This window comes from Streptomyces sp. NPDC057877 (assembly GCF_042796855.1).
GTDB lineage: Bacteria > Actinomycetota > Actinomycetes > Streptomycetales > Streptomycetaceae > Streptomyces.
In genome coordinates this window covers 316,277-341,737 of sequence record NZ_JBHVMS010000009.1, presented here as the reverse complement: position 1 = coordinate 341,737, position 25,461 = coordinate 316,277, and the positions used below count along the sequence as shown (strand labels likewise).

Below are 25,461 nucleotides of genomic sequence, written 5' to 3'. Positions count from 1 at the left end.
GCTGATCCACGGGGGTGCCGGGTCACGGCGCCGACCATCGTGGCAGAAGTGGCGGCCGAGTCGGCCTGGACGCCCCGCCCGTCATCGCCGTGGCCGTCGCCAACGGGGCGTGGGGGCCGGGCACTTGGGGCGATGAGTGTGCTTCCTCACAGGGATCGGCGGCCGGGAGCCGGGCGCCGTGGTGCCGGTGACGGTGGCCACACCGTGACGCGGTCCGGTAGGCATGCTTCAGGGCCCGTCGCGCCGGGCGACGGGCCCTGGGATCCTCCGGTGGTCGTCAGCCCTTGCGGCCTCGGCCGGTCAGGGCGTCGCGCATCCGGTCCACCAGGCCGGTGCCCGGGGCGAGCAGCTTGTTCGCCGGGGGCTTGTCCGGCGCGGCCGGGTGCGGCCGGGTCGGGGCCGTCTTCTTCGCCTGCCGGACCTTGTCGCCCAGCTCGTCGAGCGTCTGTGCCGAGCAGGAGGCCCGCAGGGCGGGGAAGAGGGTCGTCTCCTCGTCGGCGATGTGCGAGCGGATCTCGGTCATCAGCATGCCCATGAGGCGGTCGAACTCGGGGTCGTCCGCCGCGCGGCCCTCCAGGTCCTTCATGATCCGCTCGGCCTTGGAGTGGTCGTCGATCTCCTTGTCGGCGATGGCGTCACCGTTCGGCACGTGCTCGCGCACCGCCGGGTAGAGGTAGGCCTCCTCGGCGACCGAGTGCCGGACCAGTTCGATGGTCGCCTGTTCGGCGAGTTCCCTGCGGTTCCCGTCGCCGGGCGGCAGCGCCTCGATCCGGCCGAAGAACTCCTCGACCTCGCGGTGATCGGTCACCAGTTCGTCGATCACGTTCCCACCATGGCCCATGTCCTTCACCTCCACGCAGACTGCGACGGCCCCGGGCCGGGCCCGTCACGGCCCACGGGTGCCCTTGCCCCCGCGCGCATAACGCCCGCAAGCTCCGTCCATGTGATGTTCATGCCACGGCTGCCCGGGCGCGGGTCCGCCCGACGTGGCCGCGCGCGAGGCTGCCCCCGCATCCGATCATGGACCGAAGGAGCCCTACGTGCCCGAGTCCCGTATCCGCCGATCGAACGTCCTGCTGGTGACCGCCACCCTGGCGGCGCTCACCGCGACCCTGCCCGCGCAGGCGTCCGCGGCGCACGGTCTGCCCGCAATCGAGCCGAAGGCCGAGACCGCGGCGCTGTACGACGACGAGGCGGGCGGCAACGCGGACGCCGACGACCCGGCGATCTGGCGCAACGCCGCCGACCCGGGCCGCAGCCTGGTCGTCGCCACCGCGAAGGAGGGCGGTCTGCGCGTCTACGACCTGGACGCCAAGGAGGTCCAGGCCATCCCCGCCCCGGCCGGTCCGACCGCCGACGACGCCCCCGGCCGGTTCAACAACGTCGACCTGGTGCACGGGCTGAAGCTGTCCACCGGCCGTGCCGACCTCGCCGTGACCAGCGACCGCGGCAACGACCGGCTCCGCTTCTACCGCATCGACCGCGACCGGCCCGGCGGCCCGCTCAGCGACGTCACCGACCCGGCCGCGCCGCCCGTCTTCTCCGCCGACCAGGAGGAGATCAACGACCAGCGCACCGCCTACGGCCTCGCCACCTGGACCGACCGCGCGACCGGCCGCTCCTACGCGCTGGTCAGCCGCCGCGAGACCACCCGCGTCGCGCTGCTCGAACTGCTCCCCGGCCGCTCGGGCACCGTCACCTACCGCACCGTCCGCACCCTCGACCTGCCGCACACCTTCCGGCTGCCGGACGGCACCTCGTGGACCCCGTGCCTGGAGCCGGGTGAGCTGCCCCAGGTGGAGGGCATGGTGGTCGACCCCGCGAACGGCGTCCTGTACGCGGGGCAGGAGGACGTCGGCATCTGGCGGATGCCCGCCGACCTCACCGGCACCCCCGCCCTCCTCGACAAGGTGCGCGAGTACGGCGTCCCCGGCACCTACGACGAGGAGACCGAGGAGTGCGCGCCCGGCGCCGACCCCGGCTTCGGCGGCACCCGGATCGCCGCGGACGTCGAGGGCCTCACCCTGCTTCCCGAGTCCGGCGACGACGGCTACCTCATCGCCTCCAGCCAGGGCGACAACACCTTCGCCGCGTACGACAGGGAGACCGACGACGACAACGAGTACGAGGGCGGCTTCCGGGTGACGGCCGCCTCGGCGCGCCTGGACGGCTCCGAGGAGTGCGACGGCGCCGCCGCCCTCAACGCCCCGCTCGGCCGCCGCTACCCGAACGGCCTGCTGGTCGTCCAGGACGGCGACGAGACGCCCCAGCCCGGCGAGCGGGCCGCCACCGGCTTCAAGTTCGTGGACCTCGCCGACGTCCTGGAGGCGCTGGACGACTGAGCCCCGGTCGTCAGTCGAGGTGATGGACCAGCTGGCTCGTCAGCTCGTAACGGGCGCCCACGACGGCCAGCTGTCCCGTCGCCACCCTGGCGGCGAGGTCGGGCTCGGCGGCGAGCTGGGAGCGGACGAGCCGTACGTTGGCGTCTATCGTCGCGTCCACGCGGGCGGTGCCCTCGACGCCGTGGTCGATGGCCGGGGCTATCCGGTCGGCCAGGTACTGGATGTGGGCGGGCAGCGACTCGCCGGTCTCGTCCGCCTCGACGGCGGCGCCCACGGCGCCGCACGACTGGTGGCCGAGCACCATCACCAGCGGTATGGACAGCTCCAGCACGCCGTACGCGATGCTGCCGAGCACGGCCTCGTCGAGTACCTCGCCCGCCGAGCGGACGGTGAGCAGGTCGCCCAGGCCCTGGTCGAAGACCAGCTCCGGGGGGACCCGGGAGTCGACGCAGCCCAGCACCACCGCGAAGGGATGCTGTCCGAAGGCCAGCGCCGTGCGGATGGCGGGCGTCTCGTGCGGGTGCCGTTCGTGGTAGGTGCGCCAGCGCAGATTGCCCCTGGTCAGTTCGCGCAGCGCCTCCTCGGGCGTGGTCGGCCGGGGCCGGGACGCCGGTGCGGCGGACGCGGACGCGCGGGAGGCGACGGCGCCGAGGCCGACGGCCGCGGCCCCGGTCAGCCCGGCCCGCATCAGGGTGCGCCGCGCGGGGGCTGACATGGAGTGAGTGACGGGTTTCTGGTTCACGGAGTGGAACCTACGCCCGAGTTTCGAACCGATCGTTCACGGTACGGATTCATGGCCAAGTGTGGGATGATTCATGATCACTTATTGAACCGTGCTTGGTCATCCCGAGGTCATGTCTTTTCCCGTCGGGTCCCGTCGAGACCGGCTTGTTATGGTCATCCCGCGCGAATCGGGCCAGACGTCCGCTCAGGAGGCCACACCGCCATGGACTACTACGACCTCGGCACCCACACCCGCCCGGTGACCACCGCCTCCGCCGAGGCCCAGCTGTGGTTCGACCGCGGACTGGTGTGGACGTACGCCTTCCACCACGAGGAGGCCGTCTCCTGCTTCGAGGCCGCCGCCGCGGCGGACCCCGACTGCGCGATGGCCCACTGGGGCATCGCCTACGCCCTGGGCCCCAACTACAACAAGCCCTGGGAGGCCTTCGACGACCAGGAGCTGACCCGCACCGTCGACCGCACCCACGCCGCCGTCGAAATCGCCCACCGCAAGGCCGAAGCGCACGCCACCCCCGTCGAACGCGCCCTGATCGCCGCGCTGCGCGCCCGCTACCCCCAGCCGGAGGCCGTCGCCGACTGCTCGGTCTGGAACCAGCCCTACGCCGACGCCATGCGCGCCGCCTACGACCTCGCCCCCGACGACCTCGACGTGGCCACCCTGTACGCCGACGCGCTGATGAACCTCACCCCCTGGCAGCTGTGGGACATCGCCACCGGCGAGCCCGCGCCCGGCTCCCGTGCCGTCGAGGCCAGGGCGGTCCTGGACCGCGCCCTCGCCACCGAGGACGGGACACGCCACCCCGGCGTCCTCCACATGTACATCCACCTGACGGAAATGTCGTCCGCCCCCGAACAGGCGCTCACCGTCGCCGACCGGCTGCGCGACCTCGTCCCCGACGCGGGCCACCTCCAGCACATGCCCTCGCACCTCGACGTGCTCTGCGGCGACTACCGGCGCGTGGTGGCGGGCAACAGCGACGCGATCGCCGCCGACGAGAAGTACCGCGAGCGCGCCGGGGCGATGAACTTCTACACCCTCTACCGGGTGCACAACCACCACTTCAAGATCTACGGCGCGATGTTCCTCGGCCAGTCCCGCACCGCCCTGGAGGCCGCCGACGCCCTCGAGGCGGCCATCCCCGAGGAACTGTTGCGGGTGCAGAGCCCGCCCATGGCGGACTGGCTGGAGAGCTTCGTCGCCATGCGGGTCCACGTGCTGATCCGCTTCGGCCGCTGGGCGGAACTCCTCGACCTGCCGCTGCCCGCCGACCCGGACCTGTACCGCGTCACCACCGCGATGCTGCGCTACGCCCGCGGCGTCGCCCTCTCCGCGACCGGCAGGACCGACGAAGCCGAGACCGAACGCGAGCTGTTCCGCGCGGCGGTCGCCCGGGTCCCGGCCAGCCGCACCCTGTTCAACAACCTGAGCGTCGACATCCTCGCCATCGCCGCCGCCATGCTCGACGGCGAACTGGCCTACCGCAAGGGCGAGTACGACACCGCCTTCGCCGCGCTGCGCCGCTCGGTCGAACTGGACGACAGCCTCCCCTACGACGAACCCTGGGGCTGGATGCAGCCCACCCGGCACGCCCTGGGCGCCCTGCTCCTGGAACAGGGGCACGTGCCGGAGGCGGAGGCGGTCTACCGCGCCGACCTGGGCCTGGACGACACCCTGCCGCGCGCCCTCCAGCACCCCGGCAACGTCTGGTCCCTGCACGGCTTCCACGAGTGCCTGCGCCGCCAGGGCAAGAGCGCGGAGGCACGCATCATCGCCCAGCAGTTGAAGATCGCCGCCGCGCTGGCGGACGTTCCCATCGAGGCGTCCTGCTTCTGCCGCGGGGCTTCCTAACATGGTGGCGTACGACTTCCGCGACCTGTGACCTGTGAGGTACTCGCGAACCATGCCGACCGAAACCTTCGAGTTCCAAGTCGAGGCCCGTCAGCTCCTCCAGCTGATGATCCACTCGATCTACTCGAACCGCGACGTGTTCCTGCGCGAACTCGTCTCCAACGCCTCCGACGCGCTCGACAAGCTCCGTATCGCCGCCCTGCGGGACGACACCCTCGGCGCCGACGTCTCCGACCTGCACATCGAGATCGGGGCCGACCCCGAGGCCCGTACCGTGACCGTGCGGGACAACGGCATCGGGATGTCGTACGACGAGGTGGCCGAACTCATCGGCACCATCGCCAACTCGGGCACCGCGAAGCTGCTGAAGGAGCTGCGCGAGGCCCAGGACGCCGCCGGGGCGGAAGGCCTGATCGGGCAGTTCGGCGTCGGCTTCTACGCCAGCTTCATGGTGGCCGACGAGGTCACCCTGGTCACCCGGCGGGCGGGCGAGAGCGGCGGCACCCGCTGGACGTCCCGTGGCGAGGGCACGTACACCCTGGAGCGGCTCGACGCCGACGCCCCGCAGGGCACCTCGGTGACCCTCCACCTCAAGCCCGCCGACCCCGACGACCAACTGCCGGACTACACCGACGACTTCAAGCTCCGCGAGATCGTCAAGCGGTACTCGGACTTCATCACCTGGCCCATCCGGCTCGCGACCGCCGCCGAAGGCGACGCGGAGCCGCTGAACTCGATGAAGGCGCTGTGGGCGCGCTCGCGCGACGAGGTGTCCGACGACGAGTACCACGAGCTGTACAAGCACATCAGCCACGACTGGCGCGACCCGCTGGAGATCATCCGCCTCCAGGCCGAGGGCACCTTCGAGTACCAGGCGCTGCTGTTCCTGCCCTCGCACGCACCCCACGACCTGTTCACCCGGGACCACAAGCGGGGCGTGCAGCTGTATGTGAAGCGTGTGTTCATCATGGACGACTGCGAGGCGCTGCTGCCGTCGTACCTGCGCTTCGTCAAGGGCGTCGTGGACGCGGCGGACCTGTCGCTGAACGTGTCGCGGGAGATCCTCCAGCAGGACCGGCAGATCCAGCGGATGAACCGGCGGCTGGCGAAGAAGGTCCTCGCCTCGGTGAAGGACATGATGACCGCCGCCCCGGACCGGTACGCCACGTTCTGGCGGGAGTTCGGCGCCGCCCTGAAGGAGGGACTGGTCACCGACCCCGAGAACCGCGACGCCATCCTGGCCGCGTCGACGTTCCCGAGCACCCACCACGACAGCGAGCCGACCACGCTGAAGGACTACGTGGAGCGGATGAAGGACGGGCAGTCCGACATCTACTACATGTGCGGCGAGTCCCGGCAGAGCATCGAGAACTCCCCGCACATGGAGGCCTTCCGCGCCAAGGGCGTCGAGGTGCTGCTGCTCACCGACCCCGTCGACGAGGTGTGGGTGGAGGCGGTGGGCGAGTTCGACGGCAAGCCGCTGCGCTCCGTCGCCAAGGGCGACATCGACCTCGGCGGCGAGGAGGACGGCGCCGCCGACGGCGAGCGGGAGAAGCGGAACGAGGAGTACGCCCCCCTGCTCGGCTGGCTGACGGAGCAACTGGGCGACGAGGTCAAGGAGGTGCGGCTGTCGTCGCGGCTGACGGTCTCCCCGGCCTGTGTCGTCTCCGACGCGGACGACATCACCCCGGCGCTGGAGAACATGTACCGCGCCATGGGCCAGGAGGTCCCGCCGACCAAGCGCATCCTCGAACTCAACCCCGGGCACCTGCTGGTCAAGGGCCTGAAGGAGGCCTTCGACGAGCGGGAGGACCGCACGGGGCTCGCCGAGTCCGCGGAACTCCTGCACGGGCTCGCGGTGCTGGCCGAGGGCGGGCAGCCGAAGGACCCCGCCCGGTTCGTCCGGCTGATGGCGGACCGTCTGGAGCGCGCGCTGTAGCGGGGCGACCACGGGCGGCACCCGGCACCCGGCGGTGCCGGGTGCCGCCCGCCCCGGGTCAGTCCGTGGCGCCCGCCAGCGCGGGGCGCTGGCCCGGCGCGGCCGACCGTTCCCCGCGCCGGGCCAGCGGCACCAGCGAGATGGCGACCGCGCCCAGCACGGCGGCCACGGCGAAGGTGGTGAAGCCGAGCCCGGCGTCACCACCCGCGATCACCATGCCGCCCAGCCACGGTCCGACCACCGCGCCGGTCCGGCCCACGCCGGTCACCCAGCCGAGACCGGTGGCGCGCTGACCGGGCGCGTACACCCGTGAGGTGGCCGCGTAGACCATCACCTGCGCGCTGAACAGCCACACCCCGGTGAGGAAGACGACGGTGTACGCCACCCCGAGCGGCAACTGGGCGCGGAGCAGGAAGGCACCGGCCGCGGTGAGCACGAACCAGATCGCCGACACCCTGACCGGCCCGAAGCGGTCGGCCGTGCGCCCCGCGATCAGCATGCCGACGATGCCGCCCGCGTTGATCACCATCAGGAAGGTGACGGAGGAGGAGAGCGAGTAGCCGGAGGCCCGCATGAGTTCGGGCAGCCAGGTGGAGACGCCGTAGACCAGCAGCAGCCCGGCGAAGGACGCGATCCACAGCAGGGGGGTGGCGAGCCGGGTGCCCGGCTCGAACAGCGCGCCGATCGCCGTCATCCGGCCCTTGGCGCCCGCCTCCGGAGCCTCGGCGGCGCCGGGACGGTCCAGGCCGAAACGGTCGGCAACGGCGTTCGCCTCCTCGGTGCGGCCCTTGGCGAGGAGCACACCCGGCGACTCGGGCAGCCACCTGGTCACCAGCGGCACGGCGATCACCGCGGGCAGCACACCCGCCCAGAACACCCAGCGCCAGCCGTGGTCGGGCGCGACAGCCAGGCCGATGCCGGTCGCGGCCATGCCGCCCGCGTGGTACGAGGTCATCATCAGGCCGGTGGCCAGCGCCGCCCGGCGCGGCGGCGCGAACTCGGCGACGATCGCGAGTCCGATCGGCATCAGCCCGCCCAGGCCGAGCCCGGACAGGAACCGTCCGGCGCCGAACACGGTGGCGTCGGGCGCCACCGCGCAGAGCGCCGACCCCAGCGAGAACAGCACGACGCTGCCGGTCACCAGCGGCTTGCGGCCCAGCCAGTCGGTGAGGGTGCCAGCCGTCAGCGCGCCGATCAGCATGCCGAAGGTGGTCCAGCTGCCGACGGTGCCCGCGGTGCCGGGGGAGAAGCCGAGTCCGGGGTCGTCGAGCAGATGCGGCATCACGGCGCCGTAGATGTTGACGTCCATGCCGTCGAAGAAGACGGCCAGCCAGCACAGGGCGATGACGGGGGCCACCGCCCTGAACGAGCGGTTCGGCGGGGACGTGGAGGCTGTCACGGGGAGTCTCACTTTCTCTCACTGCGTCGTGAAGTGCGAGGCGCGGCGGCTCGGTGGTTCTGGATGTCCGGCAGCGGGTGCCATCCGCAATGTCCGCCAGGTTGTTCGTCAGGTGAAAAAAATGTCACGCACGGGATGGAACGAGAGTCTCCGTGGGGCGCACCCCGCTGTCAACGGGTTGGGGAGGGAGTGATTCCGGGTGGGGTCAGAGCGTGGCCGCGTGATCGGGGACGTAGGTCTGCAGATTGCGCGGGCTGCGCTGGTACCCCTTCGACGGCGGCCGTTCCGGCAGTTCGAGCACCGGCGGCTCGACGTCCTGGTACGGCACCGAGTCCAGCAGATGGGCGATCATGTTCAGCCGCGCCCGGCGCTTGTCGTCGCTCTCGACGACGTACCAGGGCGCCTCGGTGATGTCGGTGTGCACCAGCATCTCGTCCTTGGCGCGGGAGTAGTCCTCCCAGCGGGTGAGTGACTCCAGGTCCATCGGCGACAGCTTCCAGCGCCGCAGCGGGTCCTCCAGGCGGCGCCGGAAGCGCTCCTGCTGGGCGGCGTCGCTCACCGAGAACCAGTACTTGCGCAGCAGGATCCCGTCCTCCACGAGCATCCGCTCGAAGATCGGGCACTGCCGCAGGAACAGCTTGTACTCGTCCGGGGTGCAGAAGCCCATCACGTGCTCGACCCCGGCGCGGTTGTACCAACTGCGGTCGAACAGCACGATCTCCCCGGCGGCCGGGAGACGCTCGACGTACCGCTGGAAGTACCATTGCGTGCGCTCGCGCTCGGTCGGCTTGGGCAGCGCCGCGATCCGGGCCACGCGCGGGTTGAGGTGCTCCGTGACCCGCTTGATCGTGCCGCCCTTGCCCGCCGCGTCCCGCCCCTCGAAGATCACGACCAGCCGCGCGCCCTCCGTACGCACCCACTCCTGGAGCTTCACCAGCTCCGTCTGGAGCCGCAGCAGCTCCTGCTCGTACGTCCTGCGCGGCACCTTCGCCACCTTGTCCTCGGCCATGCCGCTCGCCCTCACCCCTCGCCGATGTCGAACAACTGAACGTCACGCTACTTTCCGGCGCCACCTCGCGCACGCGGTACGCCCGTGTTTGCCGTCCCCCGGTCGGGCTAGTCGCCAAAGACGAACGGAAGGAGGCCCGCGATGGCCACCGTCAGGGACATGCTCGCGACCTACCCGGCCGACCTCGGGGACGTCGACCGCGAGAAGCTCACCCGCTGTATCGAGGAGTGCCTCGCCTGCGCCCAGGCCTGTACGGCGTGCGCGGACGCCTGTCTGTCCGAGGGCATGGTCGGAGAGCTGACCAAGTGCATCCGCACCGACATGGACTGCGCCGACATCTGCGAAGCGACCGCGTCGGTGCTCTCCCGCCACACCGGCTACGACGCCAACATCACCCGCGCGATCCTCAGGGCGTGCGCCACCGCCTGCAAGGCCTGCGGCGACGAGTGCGCCGCGCACGCCGACACCCACGAGCACTGCCGCCTGTGCGCCGAGGCCTGCCGCCGCTGCGAGCGGGCGTGCGACGACCTGCTGGGTGCGCTCGGCTGAGGAAGGATCGGCCGAGAGGAGACGAGACAAGCTCGGCTGAGGAGGAGAGAGGAACGCGCCGCCGTGGCGACTGAGCCGGACCCCGTCGAACCCGCCGCCCCCACCGCCGATCCGGGGGCGGTCAAACGTCACCGCACCCTGGTCAGAGCCGCGCGGCGGCGCAGGAACCCGCCGCTGCGCCGCACCGACATCACGGTCACCGACGAGGCGGCCGTCAGACGGGCGGTGAAGGCGGCCTCGCTCGGCAACGCCATGGAGTGGTTCGACTTCGGCATCTACAGCTATCTCGCCGTCACCATCGGGCATGTCTTCTTCCCGTCCGGCAACGAGACCGCCCAGCTGATCTCGTCGTTCGCGACCTTCGCCGTGTCCTTCCTGGTGCGTCCGCTGGGCGGCATGGTCTTCGGGCCGCTGGGCGACAGGATCGGCCGTAAGTCGGTGCTGGCCACCACCATGATCATGATGGCGCTGGCCACCTTCGCGATCGGACTGATCCCGTCCTACGCCGCGATCGGCTTCTGGGCCCCGGTGCTGCTCATCCTCTTCCGGCTGGTCCAGGGCTTCTCCACCGGCGGCGAGTACGGCGGCGCCTCCACCTTCATCGCCGAGTACGCCCCCGACCGGCGCCGCGGCTTCTTCGGCAGCTTCCTGGAACTCGGCACGCTCGCCGGCTACGTCGGCGCGGCCGGGCTGGTGACGCTGCTGACCGTGCTGCTGGGCAGCGACGGCATGGAGTCCTGGGGCTGGCGGGTGCCCTTCCTGGTCGCCGGGCCGATCGGCGCCGTGGGCCTGTACCTGCGGCTGAAGCTGGACGAGACACCGGCGTTCAAGAAGCTGGAGGACGACTCCACGCACAAGGCCTCCGAGGCCGCCTCCACGGTGGAGACCACGGCCCGGGGCGACCTGGCGAAGATCTTCCGCGGCCACTGGCCGACCCTGGTCCTGTGCCTGTGTCTGGTCGGCGCCTACAACGTCACCGACTACATGTTCCTGTCGTACATGCCCACCTACCTGTCGGACGAGATGGGCTACTCCGCGACACACGGCCTGCTGTTCCTGATCGGCACCATGGTGGTGCTGATGCTGGTCGTCAACCAGGTCGGCCGGATCTCCGACCGCTTCGGCCGCAAACCGGTCCTGATGACCGGCATGCTCGGCTTCCTCGTCCTCTCCGTCCCGGCGTTCCTGCTGGTCATGCAGGGCAGCCTGGTCGCGATCGGGGCGGGCATGCTGATGCTCGGGCTGTCCCTGGTGTGCATGCTCGGCACCATGTCGGCGGCGCTCCCGGCGCTCTTTCCCACCCAGGTCCGCTACGGCGGCCTGTCCATCGGCTACAACCTCGCCACGTCCCTCTTCGGCGGTACCACCCCGCTGGTGATCACCGCGCTGATCTCCGTCACCGGGTCCGACCTGATGCCCGCGTACTACGCCATGGCCGCGGCCCTCGTCGGCGTGATCGCGGTGGCCCGCATGGAGGAGACCGCCCAGCAGCCCCTGGCCGGGTCCCCGCCCTCCGTCGCCACCCCGGAGGAGGCGGCCCGGCTGGTGGAGAGCCGGGCGCCGGTGCCGCGGTTCTGAGGCGCGCGACGAGACCGTGTCGCCTTCATCTATTGAACGCATGAACTAAGAGAATTATGTGACTGATTGCATGTAGTGTCCGTTATGGGGCACTTGCGAGGTGAGGAACAGGACTCCACAAGGGAGATACGGCTTATGCCTTACACCGAGAACACCACCGAAGAGGTCACCGGCATCGACACCGCCGCGCTCGACGCGGCGCTCGACCCGGCCGAGGCCGAAGGGGTCTTCCGGGACAGCCGCGAGTGCGCCGCGCTCGCCCTGCAGTCCGGAGGTACCACCCTGCTGCTCTCGCCGCCGACCCCGCGCCCGAAGAAGGGCTGACGGACCGACGGGAGCGATGAAATGGCAGAGTCGAGTACTTCGGCCCTCCTCGAGGGCACGGTGCTGGACCTCGCAACCGACGTGGTCTCCGCTCTCCGGAGCGGGGACCACGTACGAGCGGGGACCGTGCCGACGCGGCCGGAGCCCCTGGCCCGTGCCGCGGTACGCGTCCTGGGAGCCGACACCCTGCTGCCCAGCGTCCTGCTTCCGCTGCCGCCCGACCCCGCGCTGCTCGCCCTGTTCGAGCAGGCCGTGGCCGCCCACCCGCCGGGTGCCGACGCCGCCCCCACCGTCGTATGGAGCCACTGGGCGATGAACCGGACCCTGCGCGGGATCGCGGAGGGCGCCACCGGAGGCGACGGCCGGGAACCCGACGCGGACTGGCTCGACGACGCGAGCTGGCAGCTTCTCACCCACCAACTCGCCGTGCTCGCCCCGCTCGCGGTGCCCGGTGCGGACTGCGCGGTCGCCCGCGCCGCCCGGCGCCGACCGGTGGACGTCGCCCGGGGGTTCGTACGGGCGGTACGCCGCCGGGACTGGCAGCAGGCGGCCGGTGCCGGACGCTGGCTCACCCTGCTGGACGGGGTGCCGGACACCCTGGGCCTCGCGGCGGGCCTCGACTTCGTCGAGCTGATGGGCGGTGAGAATCCCCGCGTCGCGCTCCAGTTGGAGGCGGCACGGCTGATGAACGTACCCACGGGAGTGCTCCGGTGACCGGCGTCCCCGCGGAACTCGCCCGGACCGCACTGGCCTGGGTGTCCGCGCACCGCGACCGCTTCGTGCTCGACGACGACGCGCTCGCCGTCGACGGCGAGGTCAACCGCAGCTGGAAGCCGCTGGGCGAACTGGCCCAGGTCTGCGCGACCGTCACCGCCCGCACCCCCCGCCCGGACCCGCTCCACGCGCCCGCCGCCGACCTGCTCGACTTCGCCTGGCGCCAGACCGGTCGGGGCGCGCTGTTCCGCCGGATGCAGGCCCTGGAGCCGTTCGCCACCTACCCGTTGGAGGTCTACGCGGCCTTCGCCTCGGCGGGCTTCCGGCACCACGGCTACGAGGCCTCCGCGGCCGTGGTGGCGCGCACCCGGGGCTGGCGGCGGACCGAGCAGTACCCGACCCGGCGCCTCGGCGTCCTGAAAGCCGAGCGGCGCAGCGGCGTCCGGCCGCACGAGCGGGCCCCGCGGGCGCTGGACCGCACATGGCTGGGCGGACTGCCGGAACCATGGACCTTCGAGCGGGCCGCCGGATACGCCGTCACCCACGTCGTCTTCCACCTCACCGACTGGGGACGCAGCCCCGAGGGGGTCCCGCCGCGCCTCGCCGACTACCTGCTGCACTGGCTGCCGCCCTGGCTCGACACCTGCCTGGAGGCCCGGATGTGGGACCTCGGCTGCGAGCTGCTGGCCGTCGCCGCGAGCCTGCCCCGGCCGCCCGCACCGGATCTGCTCACGGACGCCTGGGGCCGACTCGCCACCGCCCGGCGCCCGTCGGGCGCGATCCCGGAGGAGGACGGCCCCGGCACCGGCGACGAGTTCACCGACTGCTACCACTCCACGCTGATGGCCGTGTTCGCGGCGGCGCTGACCCTGGCCCGCCCGGCCCACGACGGCGTGCCGCACCACGCGGCGCCCTCCCTGACGGCCGTGCCCGGCGGGTACGGCGGACAAGGAGCGCTGGGATGACCGACCCCCGTCTGATCCACCATGTAGGTACCGGAGCCATCGAGTGGCTGTGGGCCCACCGGGACGGCTTCCGCCTCGAGCCCGACGTGGACCCCGAAGTGGGCTTCCTGGAGCGCTTCAAGCCGATCGGTGAACTCGCCCTCATCTGCACGGTGCTGTTCCGCGAGGGCGTCGCCGGATCACAACAGGCACACCTGGCCCGCCAACTCCTCGACCACACCTGGCGCCACACCCTGGACGGCGGCCGGATGCTGGTGCGTGGCCAGCGCACCGAGCCGTTCTCGACCATCCCGTTCGAGGTGTACCTGCCGTTCCGGGAACTGGGCTACAGCCAGCCCGAGGTGGAGCGCGCCACCGCCCTGAACCACCGGCTCGACAGCTGGGCGCACTTCCCCGTGACCCCGACCCGCCGCCTGGGCATGTCCGCCTTCCAGCGCCGCTTCGGCCTGCCGCCCCGGCCGCCCGAGTCCGCGCTCGTGGGCACCACCTGGCTGGCCGCCACCCCCGAGCCCTGGACGGTCGAGGGCCACACCGCCTACGACATCACCCACACCGTCTTCCACCTCACCGACTGGGGCGAGCGCCCGGACGGCCTGCCCCCGCACCTCGCCGACTACCTCGCGGTGTGGCTGCCGGTGTGGACCGACGACTGGCTGGACCTGGAGCGCTGGGACCTGCTCGGCGAGCTGCTCGCCGTGGACGCCTGCCTGCCGCGCCCCACGCTCGACGAACCGGCCTGGACGGGGTTCGCCGCCGCCCAGCAGCCCGACGGCGCCATGCCCGCCCTGCGCACCATGCCGGACGGCGCACCCGACGAGGTGTTCGACGTCGTCTACCACCCGACGCTGGTCGCCGCCCTCGCCTCCGTCCTGGCCACCTCACGCGTCCTCAGCGCCCTGGTGCCCACGGCGTCATGACGGCCCCGCACCCGCCCTGGCCGGGCCCGCCCGCCGACGCCGGTGACCCGCCGCGGCCCGCGGTGGCCGACCCCGAGCCACTGGGGCGACTGGTGGCGGCCGTCGAGGCGTCCGACGCGCCCGACGCCGTGTTCGCGCTGTCGCGGCACGGCCACCGCACCGTCCACCGCTCGGGCACCGCCGACCCGCCCCCGGCCGAGCGCGAGCACCCGCGCTACGAGATCGGGTCGGCCACCAAGACGTTCACCGGACTGCTGCTGGCCCAGCTGATCCAGCGCGGCGCGCTGACCGGGGGCGAGTCGGCCGCCGCCTGCCTGCACGGCGACCGGCGCAGGGGCCCGCACCCGGTGACGCTCGCCCACCTGATCACCCACACCGCCGGACTGCCCGCCCTGCCCCGCGACTTCCCGCTGCGGGCCCTGCCCGCCTGGGGCACCAACCCCTACGGCGGCTACCCCGCCGAACGGGTCGTCGACGCCTTCCTGCGGCACCGCCCACGCCACCGGCGCCCCGGCACCCGCTGGCACTACTCCAACTTCGGCGTCGCCGTCCTCGGCCACGCCGTCACCGCGGCCACCGGGACCAGCTGGGAGGACCTGCTCACCGGACAGGTGCTCGGCCCCCTCGGACTGACCGGCACCACCCTGCGGCCGGGGCAGGACGGCGGCGACGCCACCGGGCACGCCAAGGACGGCCGCACCCCCGTGCCCGCCTTCGACGCGGGCGGCTTCCAGTCGGCCGGGGCCCTGCGCGCCACCCCGCACGACCTGCTGACCTTCCTGGAAGCCCACCTCGACCCCGGCGGCTCCCCGCTCGCGGACGCGCTGGCGGCGGTGCGCACCCCCGTCCTCCGACGCGGCCTGGGGCACCGGCACGTGCACACGGTGGCCTGGTTCCGGCACCCGACGGACGGCGGCCCGATGTACTTCCACAGCGGCGCCACCCTCGGCCAGCAGGCCTTCCTCGGCTTCCGGCCCGACACCGGCACGGCCCTGGCCGCGCTGTGCACCCGCCGCTTCCGCGCCCGGGACCCGTTCATCGCCGCCGCGTACGCCCTGCTGTACGAGTCGTAGCGGCGGCGACGCCGGAGTGGCCCGCCTGATTCACACCCGCTGCCACAGCGCCGGGGTGCCCTGCGGTGACCAGACGCCCTGCGCCTGGTGCGGCTGGAGGCACTGGTAGCGCACGCCCGCGTGGACGACCGTCGCCCCCGCGTCGTAGACCCGGCCCGCGGCCCAGGTGTCGGCCGCGCTGTTGTCCTGGGGAGCGGGCGCCTGGGACGCGCCGGAGGTGGTCTTCAGGACCAGCCCGAAGTCGCTGAGGATCGGGTTGACCGGCTGGAAGAACGTGGTGCCGCCGGAGGTGCAGTCACCGGTGCCGCCGGACGTCACGCCCTGCGCCTGGACACCGGAGACGTACGGGCCGCCCGAGTCGCCCCGTTCGGCGCACACCGTGGTCTGCGTCAGGCCGTTCACCGTGCCCTCCGCGTAGCTGACGCTGGTGTCGTGCTGCTCGATCGTGCCGCAGCGCCACCCCGTGGTGGAGCCCGAACGGCACACCGACGCCCCGGCCAGTGCCTGCACCGAGCCCGTCACCTGCACCTTCTTGCCGTCCTCGCCCTTGACGTCGGCGGTGGCGGTCCACTGCGCGTTCACGCCCACCCACGACATGTCCTTGTCCGGGAAGGTGGACGCCTGGAACGTGCCCTGGGCGGTCTTGTCGTGACCGGTGGTCTTCGCGCCGGGCTTGCCGCAGTGACCCGCGCTGGCGAAGCCCTCCTGCTCGTCCTTGGTGACGGAGAAGCCGATGGAGCAGCGGGCGGTGTCGTCGATGTAGTAGGCGTCACCGCCGACGACGTCCGCCATCAGCCGGGGCCGCTGCGCCGACACCCGGAGGGCGACACCGCTGTCCTGGACGCCCGCCGCCTTCACGAACGCGGCCCCCGCCGCCGTGTCGGAGGCCTGGACGACGACCCGGTTGCTCGGCACGTCGACGTACCAGACCGGCGTACGGTCCGTGGCGGCGCCGACGGCGGTCGCGTCCAGCTTGTCCATCACCGCGCGCAGTTCGCTGAGCGGCCGTCTGACGACCGTGGCCTTGGCGCCCTGGGCCTCGATGGCGGCCACGTCCGCGGCGTCCGTGGTCGCCACGTTCAGCTCGGCGGAGGTCGCGCCGCGCAGCCAGGCCCCGGCGAAGCGCTCACCGAGGGCGTTGCGCAGCAGGCCCGCCCGGGTGCCCGCCTCCGCCTCGTTCACCAGCCGCCGGGTCGCCTGATCCGGTGTCAGGCCCAGGTCGCGTTGCAGGGCGCGCAGCATCTGGGCCGAGGGCCGGTCGGCGCCCAGCGTGCGGGCCGCGGTGGGCTGCGCCCCGGGCGCGGGTGGTGTCGTGGCCGCCGCGGCCGGGGCGAACGAGGCGAGGACGAGGGTGCCGACTGCGGCCAGGGCGAGTCGATGGCCGCCCGGGGCGTGTCTGCCGACCATGCGTGGGACCTCCTTGTACGGGGGAGTGCGGCGAAGCCGTCAGGCCTGGGGCCTGCCTGACAGGCCCTAGCCGCTTCCACCCGGTGCGATGTCGGCCGCGGCCGGTATTCGCGCTATGGGGGACCGCCGGGGTGTCATGTGGAGTACGCGAACCGTCTTCCGACCCTGTTCTCGGTGCGGCGGTCCGGTTTTCCGCCCGACGCGGGTCGGGCTCGTGCCCGGCGTGCGGGGGCTCGGTGAACGCGCGGGCGTGGGGCGTGGTGCGGGGAAGCGCCAAAAGCCGCCAGCGCGCATGAATGGGCGCATGGCCTGTCTCGATTCACGCGCCCTTGACTCTGTGTTTTCGGGTGGATACTTTCAGTGATATGCGCAGGCGGCACAACCGTGCCGGGCTGCGGCAAAACGGGGGCGCAGGACGGCGCAGGGCGCCGAAATCGCGAGCGGGTTCCAGTGCGTGGCCTTGGCGCCGCGGAAAAGAGCCCGACCCCCGCTGTGCAGCGCGTGCGAAACCGCCGACGGGGTGAGGGAACTGTGGACGTTGAGCTTCTCGGACATGTGGCACTGCGGGTCGGTGACGACCGCCGGACACCGAGCGCTCCCAAGGCCCGGCAGGTCCTCGCGCTGCTGCTGGTCAACGCCAACAGGCTGGTCAGCACGGACGCGTTGATCGAGGAGCTGTGGGCCGAGCGCCCGCCGCGCAGCGCGCTGAGCGCGCTCCAGACCTACGTCTTCCAGTTACGGCAACTGCTGGGGCAGCTCCTTCCGGAAGCCTGTCCGAAAGAGATTCTGGTCACCACCCCGAACGGATACGAATTCCGGGTCGCCGCGGAGAACGTGGACCTGCGGCGCTACGAACGCCATCGCATGGCCGGGCAGCGCGCATTCCAGGCGGGCGACAATCTCCTGGCCGTGGAGCAGTTCCGGGCCGCCCTCCATGTCTTTGCGTCACCGCCTTTGGCCAATGTTCGGCGGGGAATGCATCTGGAAGCGGAAATCGTCCGGCTGGAAGAGAGCCGTATCGGCGTCCAGGAGACGAGAATCGAAGCGGAACTCGAGCTGGGCCATCATCACGAGGTGCTCAGCGAGCTGAGCGGCCTGGCGTCCCAGCGCCCGCAGCACGAGGGCTTCCACCGGCAGTTGATGCTCGCCCTCTACCGTTGCGGCCGACGCCCCCAGGCGCTGCGGGTCTTCCAGGACCTGCGGCAGTCACTGGTGACCGAGCTGGGCCTGGAGCCGTCCCGGGAACTGCAACTGCTCCAGCAGGCGATCCTCTCCGCCGACCCCCGGCTGAGCGCCGCCGACCGCACCCCCTACCCCCGCAGGCCCCGCGACCCCGACCCGCCGCCCCGCCTCCAGTGGTCCGCCGCCAGCCCGTGGAAGGCGTGACCCTCAGTCACCGGGAAGGTCGTCACGGAGGACCCGCCGGTGCCGGATGAACCACCGGCCCGCGCGCCGCACGAACACGTCCTCGCAGGTGCACACGTACTCCAGCTCGGGCCGACCGCCCACCACCGTCCTGGTGATGAGCGCATAGGTCCGCGCCACCAACGTCGACTCCGCCTCCCGCCGCACCTCCAACGTCGTGACGCAGTGGCGGCGCACCACCCCGTCCTTTCGAAGCCGCCGAGCGGCAGCCGCCGCGTTCCGGGCGATCTCGGCCCGCCCGCGCTGCGGCTGCGGGCGCGCGTTGGTGACGAAGACCGCGTCCGGCAGGAAGTCGCCGGTCCAGTCCGCCACCCGGCCCTCGTCCATGGCCCGCATATGACGGCCGTAGAAGTGCTGGACTTCCGCGAACAACGCGGCGGACACCTCGGCCGCGTCCGGCTGGTGCGTGGTCTGGGTCACGGCGCTCTCCTTCACCCGGGGGCTGCTCGACTGCCGTAGCGACCCTGGCGGCAGGTGCTCCATGTCCGGTGAAGTCCCGGGCAAGGCGGCCGACCGCCGCGTGACGGGGGCTTGCTCACCGCTCAAGACGCCGGTGGTGCCCTGTCACCAGCGCACAGCGGTGACACCTCATCGACGCGACGGAAGGCAGCGGTATGGAACCGGCTCCTCGGACCCTCACCCGCATCGCGGGCGCGCCGCCATGGGCGACCCTCACGGAACTCCTCGCCGACGCGGCGACCCGACACGGGGACAAGGAGTTCCTCCGATGCGCCGACCGCACCCTCGGCTTCCGCGAGGCCGACGTCCGCACCGACCGGCTGGCACGGGCGCTCACCGCGCGGGGCGTCCGGCCGGGCGACCGGGTCGCGATCATGCTGGACAACGGCGCCGACTGGCCGCTGAGCTGGTTCGCCGCCCTCAAGGCCGGGGCGGTCACGGTGCCCGTGAACACCCGGTACGGCGAGGCCGACCTCGCCCATGTGCTACGGGACTCCGGGGCCACGCTGGTGGTCGCCTCCGACGGCTGCGCCCCCCTCGTCCGCGGCCTCGGACACCCCCGCACGGTCCTGACACCGCCCGAACTGCAGGGGGCCCACCCCGGCGGCCCGGTCCCACGAGCGGCCCCGGACGACATCGTCAGCCTCCAGTACACCTCCGGCACCACCGGCTTCCCGAAGGCCTGTGTGCTCGACCACGACTACTGGCTGCGCACCGCCTGGCACATGGCCACCGGGGCCGGACTGCGCCCCGACGACGTCATGCTGACCGCACAGGCCTTCTCCTATGTGGACCCCCAGTGGAAGGCGGTGATGTGCCTGATGACGGGCATCCCGCTGGTCGTGCTGCCGAAGTTCTCCGCCTCCGGCTTCTGGCCCGCGGTCCGGCGCCACCGGGCCACCGTCACCTACGTCCTGGGCGGCATGCCCATGCTCTTGCACAAGCAGCCGCCGCACCCCGAGGACCGGAACCACCGCATGCGCCTGGTGCTCTGCTCCGGCATCCCGCGCCCCCTCCACCGCACCTTCGAGGAACGCTGGGGCGCGCCCTGGCGCGAGGTCTACGGCTCCACGGAGAGCGGCCTGGACCTCATCATGCCGCCGGGGGAGCGGACCTGCGTCGGCACCGGCGCGCTGGGGCATCCGCCCCCCGGCAAGGAGGTCGTCGTCGCCGACGCGCACGGCGCCCCCGTACCGCCCGGACAGGTCGGCCAGATCCTGGTCCGGGGCAGGCCCCTGATGAAGGGCTACTGGCGCAGCCCGCACGGCTCGGACCAGGTGCTGCGCGACGGCTGGTACCACACCGGCGACCTCGGGCGGCGCGATGCCGCCGGGCACGTGCACCACGTAGGACGGCTGCGGGACGTGATCCGGCGCGGCGGCGAGAACATCGCCCCGGCCGAGGTGGAGAGCGTCCTGGAAGCGCATCCGGCGGTCCTGTCGGCCGCCGTCATCGGCATCCCCGACGAACTGTTCGGCGAACTGCCCAAGGCCTTCGTACGGCTGCGCCCCGGACACCACCCCACCGAGGCCACCGCCCGCAGCCTCCTCGCGCACACCCGCCGCCAGCTCGCCCGGTTCAAGGTGCCCGCCTGCCTGGAGTTCACCGAGTCCTTCCCCCTGACCCCCTCCGCCCGCGTCCAGAAGCGCCGCCTCCTGCGGCCGGGCCCCGACCAGCGCAGCGGCACCTTCGACACGGCCGCGGACACCTGGGCATGACCGCTCCGCGCGCGTGCGCCCACCTCGACGTCACCCTCGACGACGACGTGGCCGTGCTCACCCTGGACCGGCCCGCGCGCCGCAACGCCCTGACCCGGGACATGCGCCGGGCCCTCGCCGCCCGACTGCGGCACTACGGCGACGGTCGACGGGTCCGCGGCATCGTCGTCACCGGCCGCGGCGACGCCTTCTCCGCCGGGCTCGACCTACGGGAAGCCGGTCGGGGGCCGGTTGATCTGCCGGGGGAGATGGAGCTGTTCAACGACATCACCCGGGCCGCCCTGGCCGCCGGGGTCCCGGTCGTGGCCGCGCTCAACGGCGTCGCCGTCGGGGGTGCGGGGGAGATGGCGCTGAGCTTCGACGCCCGCGTCGCCGCCCCCGGCGCGGCCCTCGCCTGGCCGGAGAACGCCCTCGGGCTGACCGTGTCCAACGCCGCCAGCCTGTTCCTGCCCCGCCTCGCGGGCCCGTCCCGCGCCCGGCACCTGGTGCTGGGCAGCGCCCGCGTCGACGCCCGCGCGGCCCTCGGCCTCGGTCTGGTCGACGAGATCGTGGCGCCGGACGACCTCGTGCCCGCCGCCGTACGGCTGGTCCACCGCTGGACACCGCCCGGGTCGGCCGCCGCGCCCCACCTGCGGCTGCTGCGGCCGTGCCCGGACGCCGTGGAGCGGGTCATGGCGCGCGAGGCGGAGGCGGTACGGCGGCTGGAGGTGAGCGGCACCGAGGCCGTAGCGCGCACCCGGGCCGGACGGGCGGCCCCGGCCGTCAGTCCGTCAGCTGCACCACCAGCGCCGCCGCCGTGTCCCCCGCCGCGCACCCGGTGAACAGGCCCCGACCGCCGCCCCGCGCCCGCAGGGCGTGCGCCAGCTCCGTCACCGCCCGCAGGCCGGTCGGGGCCTGCGGGTGCCCGTGGACGAGGCTGCTGCCGAGGGTGTTCATGGCGTCCAGCGCGACGCCCGTCTGCTGGGCGAAGTACAGGTCGTTGACGGCGAACGGGTTGTGCGTGCCGATCGCGTCCAGGGCGTCGAACCCCAGCCCGGCCGCGTCCAGGGCCGCCCGCGCGGCCGGTACCAGGGCCTTGGGCATCCGGGCCGGTGCGACGCGCGCGAACCCCGAGGCGAGCAGGCGGAGCACGGGGCCGTCGGCGAGTTCGCGCGCCTGCCGGGCGGTGGCCACCAGCGCGCCCGCCGTGCCGTCCGCCGGGTGGGTCTGCGCGGCGGCGGTGTGGGTGCCGCCGAGGCGGACCGTGTGCAGCCGGGCGGCGCCGTCGGCGGTGACGGGCCGTACCCCTTCGTCCGCCCGTAGCCGTACGGAGGCACCGTCGTCGACGCCGATCAGATAGCCGTCCCGGCGGTCCGCCGCCGCCGCGTACTGCTCCGACCGCAGCACGGCCAGCGCGTCCAGGTCGCCCCGGGTGAAGCCGCATTCGGCGGCGACGGCCTCCGCGGTGGCGAGCATGCTCAGCCCGGTGACGGGGTCCCGGGCGAAGCTGTCGCGCACCCAGTTCTCCCGCACCGGCTCCCGCCCGGAGCCGCCCGGCGCGGGCCACGTCAGGTCGGGGCCGTTGCTGACGCGGTCGGTGGTGACGACCAGTTGGCAACCGGCCCCGGCGGCCACGGACGCGGCGGCCAGGTGCAGGGCCGCCACCGAGGTGGCGCAGGCCTGGCTGACCATCGGGCCGCCGACACCGGGCAGCCCCAGACGGCTGGCGAGCGTGGTGGCGCCGTAGAAGACGGCGGGCTGCGGCACGGTCCAGCCCAGCACCAGGCCCTCGACGGCGCGGCGGTCGATGCCGCGCCGCCGCAGGGCCCGGTCGGTGGTGACGGCCGCCAGGTCCACGCTCGGGGTGTGGGCGAGGGTGCCGCCCCAGCGGGCGAAGGGGGAGGACCACAGCCCGGCCAGGGGGACGGCGGCGTCACGGTAGGCCGCGGAGGTCACCGGCCCCCCTCACTCGTCGCCGGGCCGGGCGGGCGTGGCCCGGGCCGCGAACAGGGCGACGCTGCCGCGCACTTCGATCCGGTGCGTGGCGAAGTGCGCCGCCAGCGCCCGGTGCAGACGGCCGACGCCGTCGAACTGGTTGTGGAAGGAACCCTGCCGCTGGTAGAGCACGTTGAAGCGGCGGGAGAGGACGGTGTGCCGCACCCCCCGGGACAGCACGGTGCTGCCGAACAGCACACCGCCGGGGGCCAGCACCTCCCGCAGCCGCCGGAAGACGACCTCCTTGCCGCCCGGCGGTTCGGGCAGACAGTGCAGTACGTAGTTCAGGGCGACGGACGTGAAGCCGGAGCCCACCAGGGCGGGCAGGGGTTCGAGCACGTCGGCCCGCACACAGCGCGGGGTGTAGCGCCGCAGTCTGCGGGCGCAGAACCGCAGGGGGTCGGGGTTGAGGTCGAGCAGCGTCAGCTCGGGCGACCCGGCGGGGAAGCGGCAGTGGTCGAGGTAGTAGCCCGAACCGGGGCCCACCTCCAGGTGCCGGGAGGTGATCCACTCGTCGTAGTGCTCGACGAGCCGCTGCTTAGGGCAGCGCCACAGCAGCCGGTTGGAGGCGCGCACCACCACGGCGTCGTACAGGCGTAGCCGCCGGTTCTCGTAGTAGGGCTGGCCCTCGAAGCCGAAGGCGGCGGACTCCGGTGACGCGTCGATGATCATGTGCGGGTCCCTCCCTCTCGGTACGGCGGTCAGTAACTGCCTCGGTACGGCGGTCAGTAACTGCCGAGACCGCCGCAGACGTTGAGCGCCTGGGCGGTCACCGAGGCGGCGGCGGGGCCGACCAGGTAGCGGACCATGCCCGCCACTTCGCGGGGCGTGCAGTAGCGGCCGAGCGGGATCTTCGCCTCGAACTCGGCCAGGACCGCGTCCTCGTCGACGTCCTTCAGACGGGCGTAGCTCGCGCGGATCTCCTGGGCCATGGGCGTCTCGACGTAGCCGGGGCAGACCGCGTTGACGGTCGGCCCGCCCGTGGCGGCCAGCTCCTTGGCGAGTGCCTTGGTGAAGCCGATGACGCCCGCCTTGGCCGCCGAGTAGGGGGCGCCGTAGGGCACGCCCTGTTTACCGCCGGTGGAAGCGATGTTGACGATCCGTCCGGTCGGCTTTCGCAGGGCCTCGCTGGCCCGCAGGACCTCGCGGGTCACCCAGAAGACGCCGTTGAGGTTGGTGGCGATGACGTCCAGCCACAGCTCGTCGGGGATCGCGGCCGTGACGCCGCCACCGCCGCGGCCCGCGTTGTTGACCAGCACTCTCGGCTCGCCGTGCTCCTTGAGGCACAGGTCGACCAGGGCGCGCACGGCGGCGGGGTCCCGGACGTCGCAGACGTGGCCGGTCACGTCGTAGCCGTCGTCCTCCATCGTCAGCGAGCGGACGGCGGTGTCCAGCCGCCCGGCGTCGCGGCCGGTGACGACGACCCTGAATCCGTCCTCGAGCAGCGCCTGGGCGATCGCGAGGCCGATGCCGCTGCTGCCGCCCGTGACCAGGGCGACGCCGGGTGACTCCATGGGTGCGGGCATGACGGGTCTGCTCCCTTCGCCGGGACGGCCGACGCGGCTGCCGACCCGCAAGCGAGGCTCCCGGCCCGTGATGCAGGGCCGCTCCAGGCGCGGGCAAGGGCGTGTCGGCTGCCCGGCAAGGGGCCCTGGAGCGGGTGGTGAGCAGCCGTTCAGCGCCGCTGGACCGGCACCCCGCAGGGTGGGCGGATGTGAGCCGAGACGTTGTGATGACTGGCCTGAGCGTGCTGGCACCCGGGTCCACGGACACCGAGGGCTTCTGGAAGATGATCACGGCGGGGCGCAGCGCGATCCGCCGGATCACCGCTTTCGACCCCGCCGCGTTCCGCTCCCAGGTGGCGGGCGAGATCGACCTCGATCCGCTGGCGCTGGGGTTCAGCCGCCGGGAGGCCCGGCGGCTGGACCGGGCCGCCATGCTCGCCGTCGCCTGCGCCAGACGGGCCGTCACCGACGCCGGGATCACCGGCGGCCTCGCCCCCGAGCGCGTCGGCGTGAGCGTGGGCAACGCCGTGGGGTCGGCCACCAGCATCGAGAGCGAGTACGTCGTCCTGTCCGACGAGGGCCGCGAGTGGCTGGTCGACCACCGCTACCAGTCCCCGCACCTCTTCGACCACTTCGTGCCCGCGTCCCTCGCCCGCGAGGTCGCCTGGGCGGTCGGCGCCGAGGGCCCGGTGGCGGTCGTCTCGGCGGGCTGCACCTCCGGCATCGACGCCCTCGGCCACGCCTGCGCGCTGATCCGCGAGGGCAGCGCCGACGTGATGGTCGCCGGAGCCACCGACGCGCCCGTCACCCCCATCGCCGTGGCCTGCTTCGACGCGATCAGGGCCACCAGCCGCCGCAACGACGACCCGGAGAGCGCCACCCGGCCCTTCGACCGCACCCGGGACGGCTTCGCCCTCGCCGAGGGCGCCGCGATGCTGGTCCTGGAGGACGCCGAGCGCGCCCGGCGGCGCGGCGCCGACATCTACGCCGCCGTCACCGGCTACGCCGCCCACTGCAACGCGTACCACATGACCGGCCTGACCCGGGACGGCACCGAGATGGCCCGCGCCATCACCACCGCCCTCGACGAGGCCCGTCTCGACCCCACTGCGGTGGGCTACGTCAACGCGCACGGCTCGGGCACCCCGCAGAACGACCGCCACGAGACCGAGGCGTTCAAGAAGGCCCTGGGCGCGCACGCCCACCGGGTCCCCGTCAGCTCCATCAAGTCGATGATCGGCCACTCCCTCGGCGCGATCGGCGCGATCGAGGCCGCCGCCTGCGCGCTGGCCGTCCGGCACGGCGTGATCCCGCCCACCGCCAACCTGCACGAGCCCGACCCGGAATGCGACCTGGACTACGTGCCCCTCGAGGCCCGTGAGACGGCCCTCGACACCGTCCTCACCGTGGGCAGCGGCTTCGGCGGCTTCCAGAGCGCGATGGTGATCGAGAAGTGGCGGGGAGGCCGCGCATGAGCAGCCGAGGGCGGGGAGGCCGCGCGATGAGCACAGACGCGGCGGTCGCGGGCAGGGCGGTCGCCGACGCGGCGGTCACTCACAGGGCCGTCACAG

At 72.9% G+C, this 25,461-nt stretch carries 23 protein-coding genes; 14 read left to right on the top strand and 9 right to left on the bottom strand.

Going from position 1 to position 25,461, the window contains the following annotated elements; translation table 11 throughout:
• Positions 1-277 precede the first annotated feature (277 nt).
• Complete coding sequence (locus tag ACFVQG_RS28275; RefSeq protein WP_383388675.1) at positions 278-841, bottom strand: hemerythrin domain-containing protein; 564 nt, start codon at positions 839-841, stop codon at positions 278-280.
• 199 nt (positions 842-1,040) lie between these two features.
• Here ACFVQG_RS28275 and ACFVQG_RS28270 point away from each other — a divergent pair, with 199 nt between their 5' ends.
• Entirely contained in the window at positions 1,041-2,342 is a 1,302-nt protein-coding gene (locus tag ACFVQG_RS28270; protein WP_383388673.1) for a phytase, read from the top strand.
• A gap of 10 nt (positions 2,343-2,352) precedes the next feature.
• Here the strand turns inward: ACFVQG_RS28270 and ACFVQG_RS28265 are convergent, their stop codons facing one another.
• A complete protein-coding gene (locus tag ACFVQG_RS28265) occupies positions 2,353-3,057 on the bottom strand; it encodes a carbonic anhydrase (RefSeq protein WP_383388671.1) in 705 nt (234 codons plus the stop codon).
• A gap of 231 nt (positions 3,058-3,288) precedes the next feature.
• On the opposite strand from ACFVQG_RS28265, the gene ACFVQG_RS28260 reads away from it, so the two are divergent.
• Both ACFVQG_RS28260 and htpG read left to right on the top strand, forming a co-directional pair.
• Positions 3,289-4,935: a hypothetical protein gene (locus ACFVQG_RS28260; RefSeq protein ID WP_383388669.1), complete on the top strand. Its 1,647-nt coding sequence runs from the start codon at positions 3,289-3,291 to the stop codon at positions 4,933-4,935.
• Positions 4,936-4,987: 52 nt separating this feature from the next.
• The gene (gene htpG / locus ACFVQG_RS28255) at positions 4,988-6,874 is read left to right on the top strand and encodes a molecular chaperone HtpG (RefSeq protein WP_383388667.1); all 1,887 of its coding nucleotides are present in this window, start codon (positions 4,988-4,990) and stop codon (positions 6,872-6,874) included.
• Positions 6,875-6,932: 58 nt separating this feature from the next.
• On the opposite strand, the gene ACFVQG_RS28250 is transcribed toward htpG, so the two are convergent.
• Complete coding sequence (locus ACFVQG_RS28250; protein WP_383388665.1) at positions 6,933-8,273, bottom strand: MFS transporter; 1,341 nt, start codon at positions 8,271-8,273, stop codon at positions 6,933-6,935.
• 205 nt (positions 8,274-8,478) lie between these two features.
• A complete protein-coding gene (gene ppk2, locus ACFVQG_RS28245; protein ID WP_383388663.1) occupies positions 8,479-9,282 on the bottom strand; it encodes a polyphosphate kinase 2 in 804 nt (267 codons plus the stop codon).
• A 141-nt stretch (positions 9,283-9,423) separates the two neighbouring features.
• Between ppk2 and ACFVQG_RS28240 the strand changes: the two genes are divergently transcribed.
• The 7 genes from ACFVQG_RS28240 (at position 9,424) to ACFVQG_RS28210 (ending at position 15,402) form a co-directional block, all read left to right on the top strand.
• Positions 9,424-9,831, top strand: coding sequence for a four-helix bundle copper-binding protein (locus ACFVQG_RS28240; RefSeq protein ID WP_383388661.1), 408 nt, complete (start codon positions 9,424-9,426; stop codon positions 9,829-9,831).
• Between the two features lie 63 nt (positions 9,832-9,894).
• Positions 9,895-11,409, top strand: a complete 1,515-nt coding sequence (locus tag ACFVQG_RS28235; RefSeq protein ID WP_383388659.1) for an MFS transporter — start codon at positions 9,895-9,897, stop codon at positions 11,407-11,409.
• Between the two features lie 135 nt (positions 11,410-11,544).
• The gene (locus ACFVQG_RS28230) at positions 11,545-11,733 is read left to right on the top strand and encodes a hypothetical protein (RefSeq protein WP_383388658.1); all 189 of its coding nucleotides are present in this window, start codon (positions 11,545-11,547) and stop codon (positions 11,731-11,733) included.
• Between the two features lie 21 nt (positions 11,734-11,754).
• Positions 11,755-12,447 carry a hypothetical protein gene (locus ACFVQG_RS28225; RefSeq protein WP_383388657.1) on the top strand — a complete coding sequence of 231 codons (693 nt, stop codon included), beginning with the start codon at positions 11,755-11,757 and terminating at the stop codon, positions 12,445-12,447.
• Entirely contained in the window at positions 12,444-13,412 is a 969-nt protein-coding gene (locus tag ACFVQG_RS28220) for a DUF6895 family protein (protein ID WP_383388655.1), read from the top strand. The genes ACFVQG_RS28225 and ACFVQG_RS28220 overlap by 4 nt, the downstream gene beginning before the upstream one ends.
• A complete protein-coding gene (locus ACFVQG_RS28215) occupies positions 13,409-14,329 on the top strand; it encodes a DUF6895 family protein (protein WP_383388653.1) in 921 nt (306 codons plus the stop codon). Before ACFVQG_RS28220 ends, ACFVQG_RS28215 begins: the two co-directional genes overlap by 4 nt.
• Positions 14,326-15,402 carry a serine hydrolase domain-containing protein gene (locus ACFVQG_RS28210; RefSeq protein ID WP_383388651.1) on the top strand — a complete coding sequence of 359 codons (1,077 nt, stop codon included), beginning with the start codon at positions 14,326-14,328 and terminating at the stop codon, positions 15,400-15,402. The genes ACFVQG_RS28215 and ACFVQG_RS28210 overlap by 4 nt, the downstream gene beginning before the upstream one ends.
• A gap of 30 nt (positions 15,403-15,432) precedes the next feature.
• Here ACFVQG_RS28210 and ACFVQG_RS28205 read toward each other — a convergent pair whose 3' ends face one another.
• On the bottom strand, positions 15,433-16,809 hold the full coding sequence (locus ACFVQG_RS28205; RefSeq protein ID WP_383388649.1) for an alpha-lytic protease prodomain-containing protein: 1,377 nt from the start codon (positions 16,807-16,809) through the stop codon (positions 15,433-15,435).
• 531 nt (positions 16,810-17,340) lie between these two features.
• Between ACFVQG_RS28205 and ACFVQG_RS28200 the strand changes: the two genes are divergently transcribed.
• Positions 17,341-18,195, top strand: coding sequence for a BTAD domain-containing putative transcriptional regulator (locus ACFVQG_RS28200; RefSeq protein ID WP_383388648.1), 855 nt, complete (start codon positions 17,341-17,343; stop codon positions 18,193-18,195).
• Positions 18,196-18,198: 3 nt separating this feature from the next.
• On the opposite strand, the gene ACFVQG_RS28195 is transcribed toward ACFVQG_RS28200, so the two are convergent.
• Entirely contained in the window at positions 18,199-18,654 is a 456-nt protein-coding gene (locus tag ACFVQG_RS28195) for a nuclear transport factor 2 family protein (RefSeq protein ID WP_383388646.1), read from the bottom strand.
• Positions 18,655-18,848: 194 nt separating this feature from the next.
• Here ACFVQG_RS28195 and ACFVQG_RS28190 point away from each other — a divergent pair, with 194 nt between their 5' ends.
• Both ACFVQG_RS28190 and ACFVQG_RS28185 read left to right on the top strand, forming a co-directional pair.
• Positions 18,849-20,411, top strand: coding sequence for a class I adenylate-forming enzyme family protein (locus ACFVQG_RS28190; RefSeq protein ID WP_383388645.1), 1,563 nt, complete (start codon positions 18,849-18,851; stop codon positions 20,409-20,411).
• Complete coding sequence (locus tag ACFVQG_RS28185; RefSeq protein ID WP_383388643.1) at positions 20,408-21,232, top strand: enoyl-CoA hydratase/isomerase family protein; 825 nt, start codon at positions 20,408-20,410, stop codon at positions 21,230-21,232. Before ACFVQG_RS28190 ends, ACFVQG_RS28185 begins: the two co-directional genes overlap by 4 nt.
• On the opposite strand, the gene ACFVQG_RS28180 is transcribed toward ACFVQG_RS28185, so the two are convergent.
• Genes ACFVQG_RS28180 through ACFVQG_RS28170 form a run of 3 tightly spaced genes read right to left on the bottom strand, consistent with a single transcriptional unit; the run spans position 21,174 to position 23,911 of the window.
• Complete coding sequence (locus ACFVQG_RS28180) at positions 21,174-22,346, bottom strand: thiolase family protein (RefSeq protein ID WP_383388641.1); 1,173 nt, start codon at positions 22,344-22,346, stop codon at positions 21,174-21,176. The genes ACFVQG_RS28185 and ACFVQG_RS28180 overlap by 59 nt on opposite strands.
• A 9-nt stretch (positions 22,347-22,355) precedes the next feature.
• On the bottom strand, positions 22,356-23,057 hold the full coding sequence (locus tag ACFVQG_RS28175) for a class I SAM-dependent methyltransferase (protein WP_383388639.1): 702 nt from the start codon (positions 23,055-23,057) through the stop codon (positions 22,356-22,358).
• Positions 23,058-23,110: 53 nt separating this feature from the next.
• Positions 23,111-23,911: an SDR family NAD(P)-dependent oxidoreductase gene (locus tag ACFVQG_RS28170; RefSeq protein WP_383388637.1), complete on the bottom strand. Its 801-nt coding sequence runs from the start codon at positions 23,909-23,911 to the stop codon at positions 23,111-23,113.
• 188 nt (positions 23,912-24,099) lie between these two features.
• On the opposite strand from ACFVQG_RS28170, the gene ACFVQG_RS28165 reads away from it, so the two are divergent.
• Complete coding sequence (locus ACFVQG_RS28165) at positions 24,100-25,365, top strand: beta-ketoacyl-[acyl-carrier-protein] synthase family protein (RefSeq protein ID WP_383388635.1); 1,266 nt, start codon at positions 24,100-24,102, stop codon at positions 25,363-25,365.
• Positions 25,366-25,461 lie beyond the last annotated feature (96 nt).

Bases quoted from the DNA above. Each gene is read 5' to 3' on its own strand.
- ACFVQG_RS28205 (WP_383388649.1), bottom strand. From the start codon at position 16,809: ATGGTCGGCAGACACGCCCCGGGCGGCCATCGACTCGCCCTGGCCGCA.
- ACFVQG_RS28175 (WP_383388639.1), bottom strand. From the start codon at position 23,057: ATGATCATCGACGCGTCACCGGAGTCCGCCGCCTTCGGCTTCGAGGGC.
- ACFVQG_RS28190 (WP_383388645.1), top strand. From the start codon at position 18,849: ATGGAACCGGCTCCTCGGACCCTCACCCGCATCGCGGGCGCGCCGCCA.
- htpG (WP_383388667.1), top strand. From the start codon at position 4,988: ATGCCGACCGAAACCTTCGAGTTCCAAGTCGAGGCCCGTCAGCTCCTC.
- ACFVQG_RS28170 (WP_383388637.1), bottom strand. From the start codon at position 23,911: ATGCCCGCACCCATGGAGTCACCCGGCGTCGCCCTGGTCACGGGCGGC.
- ACFVQG_RS28265 (WP_383388671.1), bottom strand. From the start codon at position 3,057: ATGTCAGCCCCCGCGCGGCGCACCCTGATGCGGGCCGGGCTGACCGGG.
- ACFVQG_RS28215 (WP_383388653.1), top strand. From the start codon at position 13,409: ATGACCGACCCCCGTCTGATCCACCATGTAGGTACCGGAGCCATCGAG.
- ACFVQG_RS28225 (WP_383388657.1), top strand. From the start codon at position 11,755: ATGGCAGAGTCGAGTACTTCGGCCCTCCTCGAGGGCACGGTGCTGGAC.
- ACFVQG_RS28230 (WP_383388658.1), top strand. From the start codon at position 11,545: ATGCCTTACACCGAGAACACCACCGAAGAGGTCACCGGCATCGACACC.
- ACFVQG_RS28185 (WP_383388643.1), top strand. From the start codon at position 20,408: ATGACCGCTCCGCGCGCGTGCGCCCACCTCGACGTCACCCTCGACGAC.
- ACFVQG_RS28210 (WP_383388651.1), top strand. From the start codon at position 14,326: ATGACGGCCCCGCACCCGCCCTGGCCGGGCCCGCCCGCCGACGCCGGT.
- ACFVQG_RS28260 (WP_383388669.1), top strand. From the start codon at position 3,289: ATGGACTACTACGACCTCGGCACCCACACCCGCCCGGTGACCACCGCC.
- ACFVQG_RS28240 (WP_383388661.1), top strand. From the start codon at position 9,424: ATGGCCACCGTCAGGGACATGCTCGCGACCTACCCGGCCGACCTCGGG.
- ppk2 (WP_383388663.1), bottom strand. From the start codon at position 9,282: ATGGCCGAGGACAAGGTGGCGAAGGTGCCGCGCAGGACGTACGAGCAG.
- ACFVQG_RS28275 (WP_383388675.1), bottom strand. From the start codon at position 841: ATGGGCCATGGTGGGAACGTGATCGACGAACTGGTGACCGATCACCGC.